15 protein-coding genes are annotated in these 18,315 nt (G+C 63.0%); 8 read left to right on the forward strand and 7 right to left on the reverse strand.

All coding sequences use genetic code 11. The features are described 5' to 3' along the window. Window positions 1-219: 219 nt before the first annotated feature. The 4 genes from C8D04_RS04705 to C8D04_RS18790 all read right to left on the reverse strand — a co-directional run bounded on the left by C8D04_RS04705 (window position 220) and on the right by C8D04_RS18790 (window position 5,105). On the reverse strand, window positions 220-1,458 hold the full coding sequence (locus tag C8D04_RS04705; protein ID WP_116003818.1) for an SEL1-like repeat protein: 1,239 nt from the start codon (window positions 1,456-1,458) through the stop codon (window positions 220-222). Window positions 1,459-1,552: 94 nt separating this feature from the next. Continuing rightward, complete coding sequence (locus C8D04_RS04710; RefSeq protein WP_116003819.1) at window positions 1,553-3,286, reverse strand: DUF4384 domain-containing protein; 1,734 nt, start codon at window positions 3,284-3,286, stop codon at window positions 1,553-1,555. A 312-nt stretch (window positions 3,287-3,598) separates the two neighbouring features. Then, window positions 3,599-4,009, reverse strand: coding sequence for a hypothetical protein (locus tag C8D04_RS04715; protein WP_116003820.1), 411 nt, complete (start codon window positions 4,007-4,009; stop codon window positions 3,599-3,601). Window positions 4,010-4,085: 76 nt separating this feature from the next. After that, window positions 4,086-5,105, reverse strand: a complete 1,020-nt coding sequence (locus C8D04_RS18790; RefSeq protein WP_199562970.1) for a hypothetical protein — start codon at window positions 5,103-5,105, stop codon at window positions 4,086-4,088. Between the two features lie 736 nt (window positions 5,106-5,841). Between C8D04_RS18790 and C8D04_RS04725 the strand changes: the two genes are divergently transcribed. The 5 genes from C8D04_RS04725 (at window position 5,842) to C8D04_RS04745 (ending at window position 12,129) form a co-directional block, all read left to right on the forward strand. After that, the gene (locus C8D04_RS04725; RefSeq protein ID WP_116006015.1) at window positions 5,842-6,564 is read left to right on the forward strand and encodes a response regulator transcription factor; all 723 of its coding nucleotides are present in this window, start codon (window positions 5,842-5,844) and stop codon (window positions 6,562-6,564) included. 47 nt (window positions 6,565-6,611) lie between these two features. Beyond that, window positions 6,612-7,472, forward strand: a complete 861-nt coding sequence (locus tag C8D04_RS04730) for an ATP-binding protein (protein WP_116003821.1) — start codon at window positions 6,612-6,614, stop codon at window positions 7,470-7,472. Between the two features lie 129 nt (window positions 7,473-7,601). Continuing rightward, the gene (locus C8D04_RS04735; RefSeq protein WP_116003822.1) at window positions 7,602-10,016 is read left to right on the forward strand and encodes a Tex family protein; all 2,415 of its coding nucleotides are present in this window, start codon (window positions 7,602-7,604) and stop codon (window positions 10,014-10,016) included. A gap of 67 nt (window positions 10,017-10,083) precedes the next feature. After that, entirely contained in the window at window positions 10,084-10,923 is an 840-nt protein-coding gene (locus C8D04_RS04740; RefSeq protein WP_116003823.1) for an HDOD domain-containing protein, read from the forward strand. A 39-nt stretch (window positions 10,924-10,962) separates the two neighbouring features. Further along, complete coding sequence (locus C8D04_RS04745) at window positions 10,963-12,129, forward strand: phospholipase (RefSeq protein ID WP_116006016.1); 1,167 nt, start codon at window positions 10,963-10,965, stop codon at window positions 12,127-12,129. Here the strand turns inward: C8D04_RS04745 and C8D04_RS04750 are convergent, their stop codons facing one another. Beyond that, a complete protein-coding gene (locus tag C8D04_RS04750; protein WP_116003824.1) occupies window positions 12,130-13,266 on the reverse strand; it encodes an iron-containing alcohol dehydrogenase in 1,137 nt (378 codons plus the stop codon). 80 nt (window positions 13,267-13,346) lie between these two features. Here C8D04_RS04750 and C8D04_RS04755 point away from each other — a divergent pair, with 80 nt between their 5' ends. The 3 genes from C8D04_RS04755 to C8D04_RS04765 all read left to right on the forward strand — a co-directional run bounded on the left by C8D04_RS04755 (window position 13,347) and on the right by C8D04_RS04765 (window position 16,079). Beyond that, complete coding sequence (locus tag C8D04_RS04755; RefSeq protein ID WP_116003825.1) at window positions 13,347-14,216, forward strand: fumarylacetoacetate hydrolase; 870 nt, start codon at window positions 13,347-13,349, stop codon at window positions 14,214-14,216. Window positions 14,217-14,280: 64 nt separating this feature from the next. Next, window positions 14,281-15,201, forward strand: a complete 921-nt coding sequence (locus C8D04_RS04760; RefSeq protein ID WP_116006017.1) for an alpha/beta hydrolase — start codon at window positions 14,281-14,283, stop codon at window positions 15,199-15,201. A gap of 5 nt (window positions 15,202-15,206) precedes the next feature. Next, complete coding sequence (locus C8D04_RS04765) at window positions 15,207-16,079, forward strand: YbgC/FadM family acyl-CoA thioesterase (protein ID WP_116006018.1); 873 nt, start codon at window positions 15,207-15,209, stop codon at window positions 16,077-16,079. On the opposite strand, the gene C8D04_RS04770 is transcribed toward C8D04_RS04765, so the two are convergent. Both C8D04_RS04770 and C8D04_RS04775 read right to left on the reverse strand, forming a co-directional pair. Further along, window positions 16,065-17,222 carry a pyridoxal phosphate-dependent aminotransferase gene (locus tag C8D04_RS04770; protein WP_116003826.1) on the reverse strand — a complete coding sequence of 386 codons (1,158 nt, stop codon included), beginning with the start codon at window positions 17,220-17,222 and terminating at the stop codon, window positions 16,065-16,067. The genes C8D04_RS04765 and C8D04_RS04770 overlap by 15 nt on opposite strands. 148 nt (window positions 17,223-17,370) lie before the next feature. Beyond that, window positions 17,371-18,312, reverse strand: coding sequence for a CysB family HTH-type transcriptional regulator (locus tag C8D04_RS04775; protein WP_116003827.1), 942 nt, complete (start codon window positions 18,310-18,312; stop codon window positions 17,371-17,373). Window positions 18,313-18,315: the final 3 nt, after the last annotated feature.

Raw genomic sequence — 18,315 nt, forward strand, 5'->3', positions numbered from 1 at the left:
ACACGAATGATTTGGAAATGGAATCAGATGCCAATGACAACGCGCTTTCGGGCAGGGCCACCGACTCATTTGCGTGAAATATTCGGGTCAGGCGGGCGGCCCCCGATGTTCTCGCCGCGCATCAGTGCATCCTCCTCCAGGCTGGGTGCGTTCACCAGAGAGAGAAACGTCCGACGTTCGGCTGGCGCCATCCTCGCGCGCTGCGAAGCGGTGCAGACATCAACGTTCGACCTGGGTCAATTGATCGCGCCAAAACACCGGCATCAAGTCATACAAAGGGGTCGGCTCGCGGTGCAGCAGATGCGTGGTACCAAGCACCCCCATCGTTGGAATGGTCGTGGCGAGGTCGACCTGGGCAAGTTGCTGCATCCAGCCCGGGTCGATACTGCCACCGGGCGCGGGCCTGGAATAAATCAGGGCCAGCATGCGCCGCGCCTCCACACTGCCGCGCTGGTCGGCCAGCCGATAAAAGCGAATCGCCTCTGTGAAATTCGACGGGACGCCCTGGCCCCGGTGGTATTTGCGCGCAGTCGTCAGCGCCTCTGCGGCGCTCGCGGTAAGCGGCGACTTCTGTGGCGCCGTGATCGGGCTGTTGCCGCGTGCGGCCAACTGCTGCAGGTTTTTTTGTGCGGCCTGCGACTGGGGGCCGGCGCGGCGAAAGTACTGCTCGGCCTGCTCAAAGCGCTCGTTGGTGACGGCGTCCATACCCAGCTCAATGTTGGCGTGCATGTCGCCGGCCGCAGCGGCTTTCTCGAGCAACGGGCGGTTGGGCAACTCCAGCACCTGATCCTGATTCATTCCTGGCTTGGCCACCTGCAGCGGCGTCTGGCGCATAGCCAGCACCCATTGCAGGAAGTCGGCGCGCGCGCGGTGGCGCGGGCGCAACTGATCGATGGCACGCGCAGCGGCCATGGGGTCGGGAGGCCCCGTGCAGCCGTCGAGGTAGCACCAGGCCAACCCGGCGTAGGCCCAGGGCTCACGCCCGAAACGCGCCGCCTGCTCGAACCAGCGCTGCGCCAGCGCCGTGTCGCGCCGAACACCCGCGCCGTGCAGGTAAATCAAGCCCAGCGTCCAGGCTGCCTGGGCCGACTGCGTGGTGCTGCCGATCGTGCGTGGCGCCTCTGCGGTGCGCAGCAGGCGCCGCAACTCACGATCGACCGCCTGCGCCTGCTGCGTGTCGTGCGTGGTGAGCGAGTCTTTCGTGACCGGCGGGGCAACGATGCTTGGCTGATCGTCGAGTGGCCTGGGGTCGATGCTCGGCATCGTCGCCGGTGCCGATTCAATGTACGGCACTGTGGCAGGCTCTGCATCAATGTGCTCCTGCTTGGGCGAGGGCATTTGTACCTGGGCAATGACGGTGGCTCGCGTGTGTGCGCTGGCGCCTGCGCTCGGCCCGGTGGCGGCCAGCACTACCAGTACCAAGGACGCAAGTCTCGTGATGCGGGTGCAGGGTTTCATAGGAGGTCTGGCTTCCTGGTGATACGGCTCAGTCGGCTGCGTGATTCAATGCCACGGGACGAACGGTGCCGAACCCGTGGCTGCTGTCACGCCATTACGTTGCAGGTCGCCGTTGGGGCAACGCTGGAGCAGGTGGTGGCGGTGGTGGCGGTGGGCGGCGTGGCTGCACGATCCATTGGATCGATTGCGAGGTCAGGCCGTTTTTCCCAGTCACTGCAGTAAAACGTTCCAGCACTCCTTGCGCTCCCTGCACACCGCTCATCAGGGTCAGCGCGGGCACTTGCATCTCGGTGGGTAGCTTGGGCGCGACGTCTTCTTGCGTGGCGACGCAGATCACGCCTTCGGTTCCAGGGCTGCCCGCCTCGAGGATGAAGCCGGGGTTGGGCGCCATCCAGTCCGGGATACGGATGGCCTGGTTGGCCGACACCAGCGAATTGGGTTGCAGCCCGTTGGGCAGCAATCGCATCACCCACCCGGCGCTGTCGGCGTAGTAGCAGTACAGGTGCGAGGCGTGCGAGACCGTGGTCGACAGGAAGATTTGCTCACCTGAGGTGAATGCAGGAAGTTCGCCGGCCGGCTGCGGATTCTCGATCTGTAAGTTGATCGTCCAGGGTTGGGCAGTGGCCAGCCCAAGCGTAGTCGCAGCGGTGCCGTCGGCAGCCGCAACTGTCTCGCGTCCGCTGCTGTTCCAGCCGATGCGGGTGAGCGAGCCGTCCTCAGCCAATGCGACGAAGTGATTCAACGCCGCCTCGTAGGTCGGAAAGTCGATGGTGCCACTCACCGTCAAACCCCGGTCGGCCTGAAACCTGGCCAGCGCATGACGCATGATGGGGTGGTTGTTCGAGAGGGTTTCCGATTCGCGCGGCAAATAGCCCTGGCTGGTCAGCGAGGCCTTGACCAGATTGAATTGCCCGTCGGGGCCGCTTTCGTTGTACCACTCGTGCATTACCCGCTGAAAGTGTGGATGCGCCTGATCCAGTGTCAGGCATTGCCAATAGGGCACGCGGGCCCACTTTCCAACGACTTCAATCATCGCCAGATCGACGAGCGTGCGCATTGCGGCGCCGGTGCCAATGGCATAGTCGCGCCCGACGTTGAACTTCACTCCGTAGGTGCCGATGCGGCCCCCCACGTCAAGTCCCTCGCCGCCGCCGCCGGTCACCACCTCGTTGGCCGAATCGATGCCGGGAATGAGGGTGCGCGTGCGAAAGTCGCCCAAGTGAACCTCGAGACCGATGATCGTGGCGCTGCGCGATCGGCTGTAGCCAAGGTCAACGCGCGCGCCCGAGACGCCCGCGTCCATGCTGTTGTTGGTGACGCTCTGGTCGACAAAGGCAATCGCACCCGACACATACAGCGCGGGGCGCTGCAACTGCATCTGGTTGTTGTTGAGCAGGATCGTTGTGAGGTTCTGCACCGTGTCCTGGCGCGCGATATCAACCTCGAAGTCGACGAAGCGGAAGGCATTGCTCAGGCGCGACATCTGCGACAGCGAGGTGGTGATCATCTCCTTGGTCGCCACGGGCACCTTGCCAGAGAAATCGATGAATTGCTTGCTGGTGATCAGCGTGGTGGGCAGTTGCGCCTCACGCAGCATGCGGTCCATGCAGACCAGCGATTCGGAAAAACTGGAGACGGATCGCACCGGGCGCACCACCGGACGGTCGGCCACCGAGGCGTGCCGCTGGTATTCGGCGTCCTTGCGCGCGTCCAGGGGCGTCGCACAGCCCGCCAGCAGGGCGGCAGTGGCCAGGGTGGCCGCCAGCCAGTTGCGAGTCCCATGCGCTGGGCGACGCTCTGAACCCGGGGTTGCGCTGCGTTTGGTCATAACCTTCCCCTTGTGTCGATCTTGTTGTGTTGCTGCTGAGGGCAATGCTGAACAAGTCCCTCACGCGCTGCGCATCCGTACCTCGGGCGGTCTGCGGCGTTGCAAATCCTCGCCATCGCTGCGGCTATGGCTGCGGTTTGCGCCTTGCATCCCATCCCGATGCACGGCGCGCATCATCGCGGTGACTTATTCAGCATCGCCTTAGGCAACGCCGTTCGGAATCTAGTTAAACGCAGCCCTCAAAACAACCGACAAGAACCTTGATAAGGATTGTGGGTTGTGGGTTGTGGGTTGTGGGCTTTCACGTGCAGGTCAATTGCAGATGTTGACCAGGTCACCGCGGATCACGACCACCTGGTCTTGGCCCATGGTGGCACCCGCACCGGGCGCACTGGGCTGCACCGTCTGCACGCAGGTGACGCCGCCTAAGCTGTTGGTCTGAACACTCGACACCGCATTCTTCTCGGTCAGGATGCCCGTGGTATCGGCTGAGAAGGACTTGGCGACGTAGTGCGCGATCTTCGCTTTGGCGTCGTCCGGCATGCCGGTTTTGTAAACGATGCCACTCGATAAAGACCGCGGGGCCGTTGGCATTTGCAGGTAGCTGACTTTGCCGTTGATGTGCACAGGATCTTCACCCGGTGCCGCCAGGGCGCAAGTGGTTGCGCCGGCCAGCATGACCACGATGAGCTTGCCCATCGCGCTCGCGGATTTGCGTTTCATGGTGGTTCTCCTTGTGTTCGCCAGTTGGCAAATGGGCCTTGGCCGATTTCAGCCGACCAAGGCCTGTGGCAGCGCATCAGAGGCTGTTTCTGCCCCAGCCGCAGTAGCCGGTAGGGCAGTCAGGCAGTTTGAAGTTAGGCGGATCGCAGGCGTCGTTGGACGACAGGTTTTGCACCGCGAGGCTCTTGACGCCGTTGGCCTTGTTCATCACGATGCCGCTGACGTGTGTGAACTGGCTGGAAGTCCCGGAGATCGTCACGTCGCCAAAATTGGACGACAGGTTCTGGAAGGCCTGAGCGTACCTGCCCGTGGCTTCGTTGCTGATGGTGCCTCCGAGGCCGGTGACGGTCTGGTCAGATTGGCCCCCACTCTTGATCTTCACACCATCGTAGTTGCTGGCCAGGTTTTGCACTGCGGTCGTGTCAGCGCCATTGGCGAAGTTGGTGACGGTGGTCCCCAGCAGGCCGACCGCCTGATGACTCTTGCCATCAATCGCCACGGTGCCGATGTTGGTGGCCAGCGACTGAATCGCGACGGCTCCCGCACCTATGGCCTTGTTGTCCACGGCACCGCCGACGACAGTGGTGCTTTGGGTGCTCTCACCAGCGATCGTTACGTTGCCTACGTTGCTGGACAGGCTTTGCACGGCCAGGGCAGCGTCTTTGCAGTCCACACCATTGCACCCGCCAACCGATCCGGCGCCGGCGGCTGTGTTCGTCACAGAGCCGCTGATGTTGGCCTCCTGTTTGGACGACCCGCCTTTCTTGACCTCGACCTTGCCCACGTTGGAGGCGAGGCTTTGAACCGCGACGTCCCCAGGGTTCGTGGCCATGTTCATGACCCTACCGCCGTAGTTCACTTCGGTGGTTTGTTCCGAACGGCCCGCGATGGTGATGTCGCCCTTGTTGCTCGACAGGTTCTGGACGGCAGTGGCGTAGGCGTTGGCTGTGTTGGACACAGTCGCACCTCTGTCGACGCCGGTGTGCTGGATCGACGTTCCGCTGATTTCGATCTTGGCCGCCGCGAGGGAAGCGGGGTCAGCCAAGGCTGCCGCAGATGCGAGAGCGGTGAGGGTGAACAGAGCAAGCTTTTTCATGACAGTTCCTTCGAGATTGCACGGCTACACAGGCTGCATTGACAGGGGATCTGCGTTGCAGCCGCCTGACAGTGTCGAATCGTGGGCTGATCCCTGTTGGGGGTGCCGCGCGTTTCAGCGCTGTCTGGTTTCAGTGTGTGTGGTGTGCCAAATTGCGCCAATCCACCAAACGGGTTAGCGCATGTGATAGATCTGCGCGTGGTGTAGCTGATGGAGTGCCTCTGTTGCTGAGCCAATGCAAGGGTCAAAAAGCGTTTTGGCAGGTACGAATGTTCGGTAGTAACAACTTGCAACAAACGCAACGGCATCTGTGTTCTTCACTATTTCGTCCCATTATTTGTTGCAATGTGTTCTGAGAGGTTTTCGACTTGCAACGTCAAAGCAAAACCGGCTTGAATAGGGACGTTTCTTCCCGCATTTGCAGCCCATCGCCTGGTCATGCGGCCTAAAAATGGTGAGAAGTCAACCCTGCCGTGGTTTTGTAGGCTGTAGTTTCTCAATTCGACAACCTCTTTGCGCCGGTTTGAACCAAAATCGGGTTGAGCAATGGTCAGTCATGCGGTGAGATGCATGGCAAGAGGCGTGGCTTTTGTCGCAGCAACATTTGTGGCTGTAATGGTGGATGCCGCCGACATGTGGGTATGCTGATCGGCCGCTTTAAGGAGTTGTTGTCGTGAACCTTAGTTTGCAAGCCAACGCCAATGCGCCCGTCTTGTGTCCACCCGAGGTGGCGCCCATGGGTCCTTTCTCCACGTTCAACAACACTCCATCGGTATGGCCTGACTTCATGATGGGCCAAGAAGCCAAGCCGGTGCGGGTGCTGCTCGTTGACGACGACGAACACATCCGACGGGTGATTGCGCAAGAACTCATGGGCGACTCGCGCACCTTGTTGGTGGCCCAGGCATCCAGTGTGCGTGAAGGGCGCAAGGCGATCAAACAGCATGAATTCGACGTGCTGCTGGTTGACCTGAACCTCGGAGATGGTCAGGGTTTCGACTTGCTGGAATCGTTGCGGTTCGTGCGCCCACAGGCCCAGGCTGTAGTGATTTCGGTGATGGAAAGCGATGAACAGGTGTTGCGCGCATTGGAGCTTGGTGCGGCAGGCTATTTGGGCAAGAACTGCTGGTTCGGCAACTACTTGCAGGCAGTTTTGCAGGTGGCCAATGGCGGTGCGTCGATCTCCCCGAATTTGGCGCGGCGGTTGCTCCACCGCTTTGATCACGCCCACGCTGCAGATGCCATGAAACGCGAGCCTGATGTGGCGGAGCATTTGTCTGTGCGCGAGAAGGAAATCCTGCGCATGGTGGCCAATGGCTTCACCAGTGCCGAGATTGCTTCCCGACTCTTGATCAGTCCGATGACTGTCAACACACACATCCGCAACATTTACCGCAAGCTGCAGGTACGAACGCGCGCGCAGGCCGTTCGTTTCGCATCGCTGTGGGGCTTGTTGTAGCGTGTTGGGCGCGCGCTGGCAGTGTGTCTGGTGAAAGGTTGACCGCCATGTTCCTAAGTCGCAATCGCCGCCAAGCGATGTATTGCACGGCGATCTGGTGCGTACAACTGTTCTTGATTGTTCTCGCCATCTACCTGCTATTGCGCGAGCGTGCCCACTACATGTTGGCGCTGCAAGCGGCATTGCTTGCGACGGTGTTGTTTCGAGGTCCGGTGATCTGGCAAAGATTTGAGGGCGCTTTGTCCCGGAACCGCCGCAGCAGCAAGCGGGCCAGCCCAGAGGTGATGGCCGAACGCCACCGCATTGCACGGGACCTGCATGACGGTATTGGCTTGCAACTGGTGGCCGCGATGGCCATGCTCGATGCACGCAATCCGAAAGAGCTTCGTATTTTGCAGGAGCTGGAACTGTGCATGCTGGGCCTGCGCATGGCCGTAGACGCGATGGCCATGTCCAACGAGCCGCTCATCGTACGCCTGGCCGGGCTGCGCCACCGTATCGAACCTTTGCTGGAGTGCCGGGGCGTCAGGCTCGAGTGGAATGTCCAGTCGCCCGATGATGTGTCGTTGCCCGAGGGCCCCAAAGCGTCCGAGATTATTTTCATCATGCAGGAGGCACTCGGTAACGTCGTGCACCATGCACAGGCCACGCAGGTCCAGGTGACGATGATGCACGAGCCGAATCGGGGGATATGGTGCTTTGAAGTGTGCGACAACGGCGTTGGATTGCCCGCAGGCCTGGATGCCGTCGATAGTGGACATGGCCAGGGCATGAAAGCCATGCGCCATAGGGCAAAACAGGCAGGGCTGCACCTTGCGCTGGAAACCCCTGAAGGCGGCGGTACGCGGGTACGCCTGGAGGCGCGTGGCTATTGGCAGTCTGACGCGAGGGAGATGTTCTTCAGTTGATCGCCTTGCCGTGCTACAGCACTGTCTGCGGCTTCGCGCCTCGACACGAATGATTTGGAGACAGAGTTACCGCCGGTTTTGCAGCTATGGCACACTCGCGCGCTTCGTGTTTTGAAACCTCAGCAGCCCATGCAGCAGATCATCCGGCAACTGGCCGCAGAAATCAAAATCAAGGAACAGCAGGTGGTCGCCGCCGTCGAACTGCTGGACGGCGGAGCGACGGTGCCCTTTATTGCCCGTTACCGCAAGGAAGTCACCAACGGGTTGGACGATATCCAGCTGCGTGAGCTGGAAGCCCGCCTGTCCTACCTGCGCGAGTTGCAGGATCGCCGCGTTGCCGTACTCAAGAGCATTGACGAGCAGGGCAAGCTGACCGACCCGCTCCGCGCCGCCATTGCTGCTGCGCCGACCAAGCAGGAATTGGAAGACATTTACCTGCCGTTCAAGCAAAAGCGCCGTACCAAGGGCCAGATCGCCAAGGAATTTGGCATTGAGCCGCTGGCCGACAGGCTTTTTGCTGATCCCTCGCTCGACCCGGCCGTGGAGGCGGCCGCGTTTACCAAGCCCCCTGAAGTGCTGGACGATGGCAAGCCGGGCGCGGACTTTTCGACGGTGCCCGCCGTGCTCGATGGCGTGCGCGACATCCTTTCAGAGCGCTGGGCCGAAGACCCGGCGCTGGTGCAAAGCCTGCGCGAATGGCTCTGGGCTGAAGGCCTGCTGGCAGCGAAGAAAGTGGAAGGCAAGAACGAGAACGACCCTGAGGTCTCCAAGTTTCGGGACTACTTCGACTACGACGAGCCGATTGGCCGGGTGCCTTCGCACCGTGCGCTGGCGGTCTTTCGGGGCCGGGCGCTGGAGATGCTGGAAGCCAAGCTGGTGCAGCCCGAGCCGCAGGCGCATCCCACATCCACGCCCGACCCGCGCAAACCGAGCCTGGCCGAAGGAAAAATTGCCCTGCACCTGGGTTGGAGCCATGCGGGGCGCCCTGCCGACGACCTGCTGCGCAAGTGCGTGGCCTGGACCTGGCGCGTCAAGCTGAGCCTTTCGACCGAGCGCGACCTGTTTGCACGCCTGCGCGACGAGGCTGAGAAGGTGGCGATCAAGGTGTTTGCCGACAACCTGCGCGACCTGCTGCTGGCAGCTCCCGCGGGACCGCGTGTGGTGATGGGGCTGGACCCGGGCATTCGCACTGGCGTGAAGGTGGCCGTGGTGGACGCCACGGGCAAGCTCGTGGAAACCGCGACCGTCTACCCCCACGAGCCGCGCCGCGACTGGGAAGGCTCGCTGCACACCCTGGCCAAGCTGGCCGAAAAGCACGGCGTGAACCTGATTGCGATTGGCAACGGCACGGCCAGCCGCGAGACCGACAAGCTGGCGGCCGAGTTGATTAAATTAATGGAAAAAGTGCCTGTAACGCAGACAGGTAAAGCGCGAGCAGCTATCGAAAAAGTAGTAGTCAGCGAGGCCGGTGCCTCCGTCTACAGCGCCAGCGAATACGCATCGCAAGAGATGCCTGATGTGGACGTGAGCCTGCGCGGCGCGGCCAGCATTGCCCGGCGCCTGCAGGACCCGCTGGCCGAGCTGGTCAAGATCGACCCCAAGAGCATTGGCGTGGGCCAGTACCAGCATGATGTGAACCAGAGCGAGCTGGCCCGCACGTTGGGCACGGTGGTGGAGGATTGCGTGAACTCAGTAGGTGTGGACCTGAACACGGCCAGCGTGCCGCTGCTCAGCCGCGTGTCGGGCCTGTCCGCCAGTGTGGCCAAGGCCGTGGTGCGCTGGCGCGAGACCAATGGTGCGTTCAAGACCCGCAAGCAGCTCCTGGAGGTGAGCGGCCTGGGCGCAAAAACGTTTGAGCAAAGTGCGGGCTTCCTGCGCATTCGGGGTGGCGACAATCCGCTGGATATGACCGGCGTGCACCCGGAGACCTATTCCGTGGTGGAGCAGATCATGCAGACGACGGGCAAGCCTGTGGCCGAGATCATGGGCCGCGCGGACATGCTCAAAACCTTGAAGCCCGAGCTGTTTGCCAATGAGAAGTTTGGCGTCATTACCGCCCGGGATATCCTGGCCGAGTTGGAAAAACCCGGCCGAGACCCGCGCCCCGACTTCAAGGTGGCGCGCTTCAATGACGGTGTGGAAGACATCAAGGATTTGAAGGAAGGCATGATTCTGGAAGGCACGGTGAGCAACGTGGCCCAGTTCGGCGCCTTCATCGACCTGGGTGTGCACCAGGACGGCCTGGTGCATGTGAGCCAGCTGGCGCACAAGTTTGTGACCGACGCACGCGAAGTGGTCAAGACCGGCGACATCGTCAAGGTTAAGGTGATGGAGGTGGATGTCGAGCGCAAACGCATCGGCCTGTCGATGAAGCTGGGCGAGGCACCGCCGCGCCAAAGTGGTGACCGGGGCGCTCCACGCGAGAACCGGTATGAAGGGGCAGGGCGCGGCTACCAGCAGCCGCAGCGCCGGGCGCCCGAATCGGTGCAGCAGTCGGCCATGGCATCGGCCTTTGCGAAGCTGCAACAGGCGAAAAAACAGTAAGCGGCGCAGGGTACATAATCCATTTCAATCCCACCATCCATCTCAGTTCCACTACAGCGCTGACCCCATGGATTTGAATGCTCTGCTGGCTTTGCCCGCTGTCCTGCCCAGCTTGCCGCGCACCGTGGCATTGCTCATGAATGAGTTGGCCCATGAGGAGCCCAACCTGCGGCGCGTGAACCAGCTGTTTGGCACCGACCCGGCGCTGTCAGCCCGCTTGCTGGAAATGGCCAACTCCGATGCGTTCCAGGGCTCGCGCCAGGTGGCGGGCATTCCGGAGGCGCTGGCGCTGCTGGGTACGCAGCACCTGCGCACGCTGGTGAGTTCGGCTCCGCTGGGCATGACATCGCGGTCGGTGCCGGGCATCAACCTGCAGCAGTTCTGGCGCTACAGCCTGCACACGGCCAAGATCGCCCGCTCGTTGGCAGGCAGCGTGCACCAGAACCAGATTGCCGCCTACACGGCAGGCCTGTTGCATGGTCTGGGCGAGCTGCTGATCCACCTGTCTGATCCCGAGCGCGTGCAGTCGCTCAATACCCTGGTGCCGCCGCTCGACCTGCGCCGGGGCAAGATCGAGACGCGCATCTTTGGTTACTGCTACAGCCGCGTCACCGCGGCCCTGGCGCGACGCTGGCAACTGCCCGAGGTGGTGGTGGATGCCCTTAACTACCAACATGCACCGTTTGAAAATAATACCTACGAGCCTCTGGCGGGGGTGATCCACCTGGCGGTCTGGCGTGTGCGTGTGCATGAATTGGGCCTGGACGAAAGGGAGCGTGTGGTGTCTTTTCCCGATGAAGTCGGGTTGGCCCTGGGGCTGGACATTGATATGGTCCTGCGCCAGGACCCCATCGACTGGAGTCCGCGCCCGGAAGCCGGTGCCGAGGCGGCGGACTATCTGGTCTGATCACGGGCCATGGCTGTGCGCCAGCCTGCTTCCCGCAGCATGAAAGCTTTGTGTATCTACGCAGGCCCCAGCGCACTGCGGCACCTGCGCGCACAAGGCCTGCGTCCGCAGGATGTGCACACCATTCCCGCCGCAGCTGGGGGACCCAAAGGCCTGATCCTGGGGCCGCTTGACCGGTTCATCTTTGGCGACTGGTTGCCTCCATCCCCGCAGGTGGTGCACCTGGTGGGTGCATCCATCGGCGCCTGGCGCATGGCCACGGCCTGCCTGCCGGACAGCCCAGCCGCTTTTGCGCGGCTGGAGCACGACTACATTCACCAACATTACGAGCCGCCGCCCGGGCGCAATCGACCCACGCCGCAGCATGTGAGCGAGCGCTTCGGCCAGACCCTGCAGGCCTTTTATGGCGAGCAGGTGGTAGACCTGCTCGCGCACCCGCGCTATCGGCTGCACATCGTGGCATCACGGGGCCGCCATGTGCTGGGCCGTGAGCACCCCGTGCTCACCCCACTGGGGTATCTGGGCGCTTTCCTGAGCAACGCTGTACACCGCAAGACCCTGGGGGCCTGGCTGGAGCGCGTGGTGTTTTCCTCGCCTGACCGTGAGCAGCCGGGCAGCGGCTGTGCGCTGCTGCCTTTTGGCACGCACGACTACCGCACGCGCCAGGTGCTGCTGACGCAAACCAACTTTTTGCCCGCCTTGCAAGCCAGCTGCTCCATCCCCTTTGTGCTGCAGGCCGTGCAGCACATTCCGGGGGCGCCGCCCGGGGCCTACTGGGATGGTGGCATCACCGACTACCACCTGCATCTGCAGTACGGTAGCGCCTTAAATGCTATTAATAATATAGCTGTTGGCGCTTTCCCAGTAAGCGCCGGAGGCCAAAAACAATCAAAATCTGCAGGCTTGGTGCTGTACCCGCATTTCCAGCCGCAGGTGGTGCCCGGCTGGTTCGACAAGTCGCTGAGGTGGCGCCACAAGGCGACTGCGGCGCTCGATTCCGTGGTGTTGCTGGCGCCCAACCCCGAATGGGTGCGCACGCTGCCCAACGGCAAACTGCCCGACCGCCAGGACTTTGTGCACTACGGCACCGACACTGCCGCCCGCGTGCGCGCCTGGCAGGCCGCGACATCGGCCAGCGGCCAGTTGGCCGAGGAGTTTGCCCAGTGGCTGGAACGGCCTGACATGCGGGCCGTGCAGCCCTTGTGATTACATGGACGCGGTCAGCATGGCGCGGTACTCATCTGCCGTGGCAATGCGCGGATTGGTCTTGTGGCAGTGGTCGGCCAGTGCGCCCTTGATCACATCGTCGAACTGGCTCTCGGTTACGCCCATGGCGGCCAGGCCGGTGGGCAGGCCCAGGCGGGCGTTCATGTCACGGAGGGCCTCGGGAATATTGCTTGCGCTGGCCAGGCCCATGGCATGGGCCATGCGTTCGAGGCGCTTGTCTTTTTGAACCGACTGCGCCTCGGCGTTGAAGCGCACCACAGCAGGCAGGAACATGGCGTTGAGCGTGCCGTGGTGCAGGCGCGGGTTCACGCCGCCCAGGCTGTGGCTGAGCGAATGCACAGCGCCCAACCCCTTCTGGAAGGCCATGGCGCCCTGCATGCTGGCGCTCATCATGTTCAGGCGTGCCTCGAGGTCGGCGCCGTTGCGCGTCGCCCGCTCGATGTGCGCCCAGCCGCGTGTGAGGCCGTCCAGGGCAATACCGTCGGCCGGGGGGTTGAAGGCGGCCGACATGAAGGTCTCCATGCAGTGTGCGATGGCGTCCATGCCGGTGGCTGCCGTGAGCAGGGGCGGTAGGCCCAGGGTGAGTTCGGGGTCGCAGATGGCGGCTTTGGGCAGCAGGTTCCACGAGTGAAAGCCCAGCTTGCGGTGGTCGTCCACGATGATGATGGCGCCGCGCGCCACTTCGCTACCGGTGCCGCTGGTGGTGGGTACGGCGATCAGGGGGGCTGCGCGGTCCGTGATGCGCGGTGACCCGCCTTCGATGGTGGCGTAGTGCGTGAGCGGGCCTTCGTGCGTGGCGGCGATGGCGATGCCTTTGGCGCAGTCGATGGCGGAGCCGCCGCCCACAGCGATCAGGCCGTCACAGCCGTGTGTTTTGTAGACCGCTGTGGCGGCGCGCACGGCGGCTTCGGTCGGGTTGGCGGGGGTCTGGTCAAACACGGCCAGCGGCACGCCCGCCAGGGCGTCCAGTGCTTTTTGCAACACGCCTGCCGCCTTCACACCGGGGTCGGTGACGACGAGCGGGCGCGTAATGCCGGTGCGCTCGCATTCCTGCTTGAGGAGCCCGATGGCACCATTGTCGAACTGGATCTGGGTGAGGTAGTAGATGAGTGCCATGGTGGAATGGGAGTGTATGGGGCGGAAGATTGCTACTTGCGTTTACGATTGCTGCAAACACTTTAAACCCGGAGACAGACATGACCAAGTTGCCCCGCCTCGTTCCCCTTGCCCTGGCCGTCGCTTTTGTGACAAGCGCCCAGGCGGCTTGCCTGAGTGATGCGCAGGCTGCCGATTTGGTGGCGCATTACCTCTCGCGCCAGCCCGCGGCCAATATTGAAGGCCTCTCGGACGCCGACGGCGCCTGCACCCGTGCCAAGATCAACGCCTTGCTGGAACCCCGCCTGGGCAAGGTGGTGGGCTACAAGGCGGGTCTGACCAACCCGGCTGTGCAAAAGCGTTTCAACACCGACAAGCCGGTGTGGGGCAAGCTCTACGAAGGCATGGTGCTGGAAAACGGAGCCACGGTGGAGGCCGCCTTTGGCGCCCGCCCGTTGTATGAGGCGGACATGCTGGTGCGCGTTAAGAGCGCCGACATCAACCGTGCCAAGACCCCCATGGAGGTATTGCAGGCGATCGATCAGGTGATTCCGTTCATTGAGCTGCCCGACCTGGTGGTGCAGGCGCCACCCAAACTCAACGGTGCCGGCGTCAGCGCCATCAACGTGGGCGCCCGCTTGGGCGTGGCTGGAGCCCCTGTGGCTGTGCCGGTGCTGCGTGCGGAGCGCTATGCCATGCTGGATGCGCTGCGCGATATGCAGGTCAGCCTGCAGGACGCTAGTGGTGCACGGCTGGGCGGGGGCAAGGGCAGCGACATCCTGGAGCATCCGCTCAACGCTGTGGTCTGGCTGGCGGGTGCGCTGGCACAGGAGGGACTTGCCATGCAGCCGGGCGACCTCATCAGTTTGGGCTCTTTCTCGCCGCTGCTGCCTCCCAAGGCGGGCTTGTCGGTCACCGCAACCTTTAGCGGTCTTGCGGGCGCGGCACCTGTGCGCGTGAACTTCAAGTGACGGCTTGCGCCGGGGGCGCACTGTGAGCGATCTGCATATCCACCACAAACGCCTGACGGTGCCAATGCGCAGCGTGCTGCAGGGCATGCTGCGTGCTGGGCGCCCAGCGCTGCATACTTTGTCACCGAGCGCCGCGCGGGCTGCCTACGAGGCAGGGTCGGGCGTGCTGGAACTGGCCAGTGCCCAGCTTGCGCGGGTAGAGGACTTTCGCATTCCTGCCCGCGATGGCCATGCATTGGCTGCGCGCCTGTATGCGCCATCGGATGTAGCAGGCCTGCCTGTGCTGCTGTACCTGCATGGTGGTGGATTCACGATTGGCAGCATTGCGACGCACGATGTTCTGTGCCGCGAACTGGCCCGCCTGTCGGGCTGCATGGTGGTGTCTTTGGACTACCGGCTGGCACCAGAACACCGGTTCCCGGTGGCCAGCAACGATGCCTGGGACGCCCTGGCCTGGCTTGCCGCACACGCCGACACCCTGGGGGCAGACCCTGCCCGGCTGGCGGTGGGGGGAGACAGTGCAGGCGGCACGCTGGCTGCTGTGAATGCCATTTTGGCGCGCGACGCCGGTTTACCGCTGGCACTGCAGTTGCTGTTTTATCCGGGCTGTGCCGCGCACCAGGACACTCCGTCGCACGCTACGTATGCGCGCGGCCTGGTGCTGGAGGAGCCGGCGATCAGCTGGTTCTTTGGCAACTACGTGAGCACGCGGGAGCAACGCGAGGACTGGCGTTTTGCGCCGTTGTTCGCCCCGGATGTTGATGGCGTGGCACCTGCCTGGGTGGGCCTGGCCGAATGTGATCCGTTGGTGGACGAAGGCGTTGAGTACGCCGACAAACTGCGTGCGGCGGGCGTGGCGGTGGATCTGGAGATCTACCGCGGCGTGACGCACGAATTCATCAAGATGGGCCGCGCCATCCCCGAAGCGCGCCAGGCCCATGCCGACGCGGCAGCTGCGCTGCGCCGGGCTTTCGAGAGAGATTGAGCACCATGCAACGCTATGAATTTCGCTGTTTCCATCGCCTGCGTGTACGCTGGGCCGAGGTTGATATGCAGAAGATTGTCTTCAACGCCCATTACCTGATGTACATCGACACGGCCATGATGGACTATTGGCGTGCCCTGGCCTTGCCGTACGAGGCCAGCATGGAGGTGCTGGGCGGCGAGATGTACGTGAAGAAGGCCACCGTCGAATACCACGCATCAGCCATTCTGGATGACACACTGGATGTCGCCCTGCGCTGCGCCCGCATGGGCAATTCATCGGTGTTGTTCCAGACGGGCATCTTCCGGGGTGACCAGCGCTTGATCGAGGGCGAACTGGTGTACGTGTTTGCAGACCCGGCCACCCAGACATCGCGCCCAGTGCCTGCAGCGCTGCGCAAACTGCTGACCGACTACGAGGCAGGTCACCCGGTGGTGACCGCGCAGGTGGGCACATGGAGCGCTCTAGGCAAGGATGCCGCACGGGTTCGGCAAGAAGTTTTCGTGCAAGAAATGGGTGTTGCACTTGAAGAGGAGTCCGACGGACAGGATGCGACGGCAGTCCACGCCGTGCTGCACAACGCCTTGGACATGCCGGTGGCTGCGGGGCGATTGTTGCCGTCGGTGGTCGGCGTGGCACGCATTGAGCGGCTGGCGGTGGACCGGTCTTTGCGCGGCGCGGGGTGGGGCAGCATGCTGCTCGACGCTCTTGTGCAGGCCGCCCAGGAGCGTGGCGACAGCCGCGTTGCGCTGGATGCCCAAGCCAGCGTCCAGGCCTTTTACCAACGTGCCGGTTTTGCCGTGTGCGGCGCGCCCTTCATGGAGGCGGGGCTGCAGCTCGTTCCGATGGAACGGGCTCTGTCGTCACAGCTTGCGTAGGCGGGCGATGGCTTCGCGCAACGTTTCATCCTTTTTGGCAAAGCAGAAGCGCACCACGCGCTGGTCGAAGCCGTCACCGTAGAAGGCCGACAGAGGGATGGCGGCCACGCCGATCTCGCGCGTGAGCCATTGGCAAAAATCCGCTTCGCCCAGGTCGCTCACGGCCGAAATGTCTACGCACTGGAAATAGCTGCCCGTGCTGGGCAGCAGGCGCAGGCGTGAGCCTTCCAGCCCTTGGCGGAAAAGGTCGCGCTTGGCCTGGTAGAAGGCGGGCAACTGCAGGTAGGGTGCAGGGTCCTGCAGGTAGCGGGCCAGCCCGTGCTGCATGGGCGTGTTGACCGTGAAGACGTTGAACTGGTGCACCTTGCGAAACTCGGCGGTGAGTGCTGCGGGGGCAGCCACCGTGCCGACTTTCCAGCCAGTGACATGGAAGGTCTTGCCAAAACTCGACACGATGAAGGCACGGGCTGCCAGGCCTGGAAAGCGCGCAGCGCTTTGGTGCTCGGCGCCATCAAACACCATGTGCTCGTACACCTCGTCGCTGATGAGAAAGAGGTCGGTCGGTGCCAGCAGGTCTTGCAGCGCCTGCATGTCCTGCGCGCTCCAGACGGTGGCGCTGGGGTTGTGCGGGCTGTTGATGATGAGCGCGCGCGTGCGCGGCGTGATGGCTGCACTGATGCGGGCAAAATCGGGGCGAAAGCTCCCTGGCGTTAGCGGCACGCGCACCACGGTGCCACCCGCCAGCGTGATGTTGGGCGCATAGCTGTCGTAGCAGGGGTCGAGCACGATCACTTCGTCGCCTGGATGCACGATGGCCAAAATGGCGGTCAGGATGGCTTGTGTAGCACCCGCTGTGATGGTTATTTCGGCATCAGGGCAATACTGGCGTGCGGTAGTGGCTTCAATTTTTGTAGCAACGGTCTTCCGCAATGCGAGGATACCGGGCATGGGAGGGTACTGGTTGTGCCCGGCGCGCATGGCCTGGTGAACCGCGTCGATGAGCGCCGGGTCGCAATCGAAATCTGGAAAACCCTGGCCCAGATTGACCGCGCCATGCTCGGCCGCCAGGGCCGACATGACGCTGAAGATGGTGGTGCCCACCTGGGGCAGGCGGCTGGTGATGGCAGGCGTGCGTTCGTTCATGGGGATGGTTTCCTGTCAATGGGCGTCGCTGCGCCCATCCGATGGCCGCCGAGCAGGCCGCGCCAGCGGACGCCGTGGAACGGGCCTTGCCCGGCCACGGGCGTCGTCCCCCTGGCGGGGGACGACGCGAAGCGGCACAGGGGGAGTGTCATAACTCGTAATCGTTCACCTGGCCGCTCATGGCGCGGGCCACCAGATCGCGGCTCAGCCGGTCGCTGAGCAGCTCGGCAAACTTGTAAACAAAATTGCGCAGGTAGGCGCCACGCTTGAAGGCCACGCGCGCCACACTCTGACCAAAAAGGTGCCCCACAGGGCGCACCACCAAGTCACCCAGTGGGTCGTCCTTCATGGCCATTTCGGCGACGATGCCCAGGCCCAGGCCCAGGCGCACGTAGGTCTTGATCACGTCGGAGTCGATGGCCTCCAGTGCGATCCGGGGCTGCAGGCGGCGGGCGGCAAAGGCATGGTCGATTTTGCCGCGCCCCGTGAAGGACGGGTGGTAGGTGATGAGCGGTTCGTGCGCGATGTCGTCCAGGCCCAGGCGCTCTTTCTGGGCCAGGGGGTGGCCGGGCGGCATCACCAGCACATGCTGCCATTCGTAGCAGGGCAGGGTGACGAGTTCGGGATACTCGGCCAGCGATTCGGTTGCCATGCCGATCTCCGCTACTTCGTCGATCACCATGCGCGCCACCTGGTCTGGCGTGGTTTGGTGCAGGCTGATATTGACCTTGGGATAGGTTTCGCGCAACCGGGCCACGGGCACGGGCAGTACATAGCGCGCCTGGGTGTGGGTGGTGGCAATGCTCAGGGTGCCGCTGTCCTGGGCGCTGAACTGTTCTCCGATGCGTTTGAGGTTGCCGACCTCGCGCATGATGAGTTCGATGCTTTTGAGCACATGCTGGCCCGGTTCGGTAATGCGTTTGAGCCGCTTGCCATGGCGTGCAAAGATTTCGATGCCCAGTTCGCCCTCCAGCTCGATGATGGCCTTGGAGACCCCCGGCTGTGAGGTGTGCAGCGCCTTGGCAGCCTCGGTCAGGTTGAGGTTGCGGCGAGCGGCTTCCTGGACAAAGCGAAATTGGTGCAGATTCATATC

The sequence above is a fragment of the Simplicispira sp. 125 genome (genome assembly GCF_003096555.1).
Lineage (GTDB): Bacteria > Pseudomonadota > Gammaproteobacteria > Burkholderiales > Burkholderiaceae_C > Simplicispira.

Bases quoted from the DNA above. Each gene is read 5' to 3' on its own strand.
- C8D04_RS04735 (WP_116003822.1), top strand. From the start codon at position 7,602: ATGCAGCAGATCATCCGGCAACTGGCCGCAGAAATCAAAATCAAGGAA.
- C8D04_RS04745 (WP_116006016.1), top strand. From the start codon at position 10,963: ATGAAAGCTTTGTGTATCTACGCAGGCCCCAGCGCACTGCGGCACCTG.
- C8D04_RS04765 (WP_116006018.1), top strand. From the start codon at position 15,207: ATGCAACGCTATGAATTTCGCTGTTTCCATCGCCTGCGTGTACGCTGG.
- C8D04_RS04705 (WP_116003818.1), bottom strand. From the start codon at position 1,458: ATGAAACCCTGCACCCGCATCACGAGACTTGCGTCCTTGGTACTGGTA.
- C8D04_RS04760 (WP_116006017.1), top strand. From the start codon at position 14,281: ATGCGCAGCGTGCTGCAGGGCATGCTGCGTGCTGGGCGCCCAGCGCTG.
- C8D04_RS04715 (WP_116003820.1), bottom strand. From the start codon at position 4,009: ATGAAACGCAAATCCGCGAGCGCGATGGGCAAGCTCATCGTGGTCATG.
- C8D04_RS04740 (WP_116003823.1), top strand. From the start codon at position 10,084: ATGGATTTGAATGCTCTGCTGGCTTTGCCCGCTGTCCTGCCCAGCTTG.
- C8D04_RS18790 (WP_199562970.1), bottom strand. From the start codon at position 5,105: ATGAAAAAGCTTGCTCTGTTCACCCTCACCGCTCTCGCATCTGCGGCA.
- C8D04_RS04755 (WP_116003825.1), top strand. From the start codon at position 13,347: ATGACCAAGTTGCCCCGCCTCGTTCCCCTTGCCCTGGCCGTCGCTTTT.
- C8D04_RS04730 (WP_116003821.1), top strand. From the start codon at position 6,612: ATGTTCCTAAGTCGCAATCGCCGCCAAGCGATGTATTGCACGGCGATC.
- C8D04_RS04770 (WP_116003826.1), bottom strand. From the start codon at position 17,222: ATGAACGAACGCACGCCTGCCATCACCAGCCGCCTGCCCCAGGTGGGC.
- C8D04_RS04725 (WP_116006015.1), top strand. From the start codon at position 5,842: ATGGGTCCTTTCTCCACGTTCAACAACACTCCATCGGTATGGCCTGAC.
- C8D04_RS04710 (WP_116003819.1), bottom strand. From the start codon at position 3,286: ATGACCAAACGCAGCGCAACCCCGGGTTCAGAGCGTCGCCCAGCGCAT.
- C8D04_RS04775 (WP_116003827.1), bottom strand. From the start codon at position 18,312: ATGAATCTGCACCAATTTCGCTTTGTCCAGGAAGCCGCTCGCCGCAAC.
- C8D04_RS04750 (WP_116003824.1), bottom strand. From the start codon at position 13,266: ATGGCACTCATCTACTACCTCACCCAGATCCAGTTCGACAATGGTGCC.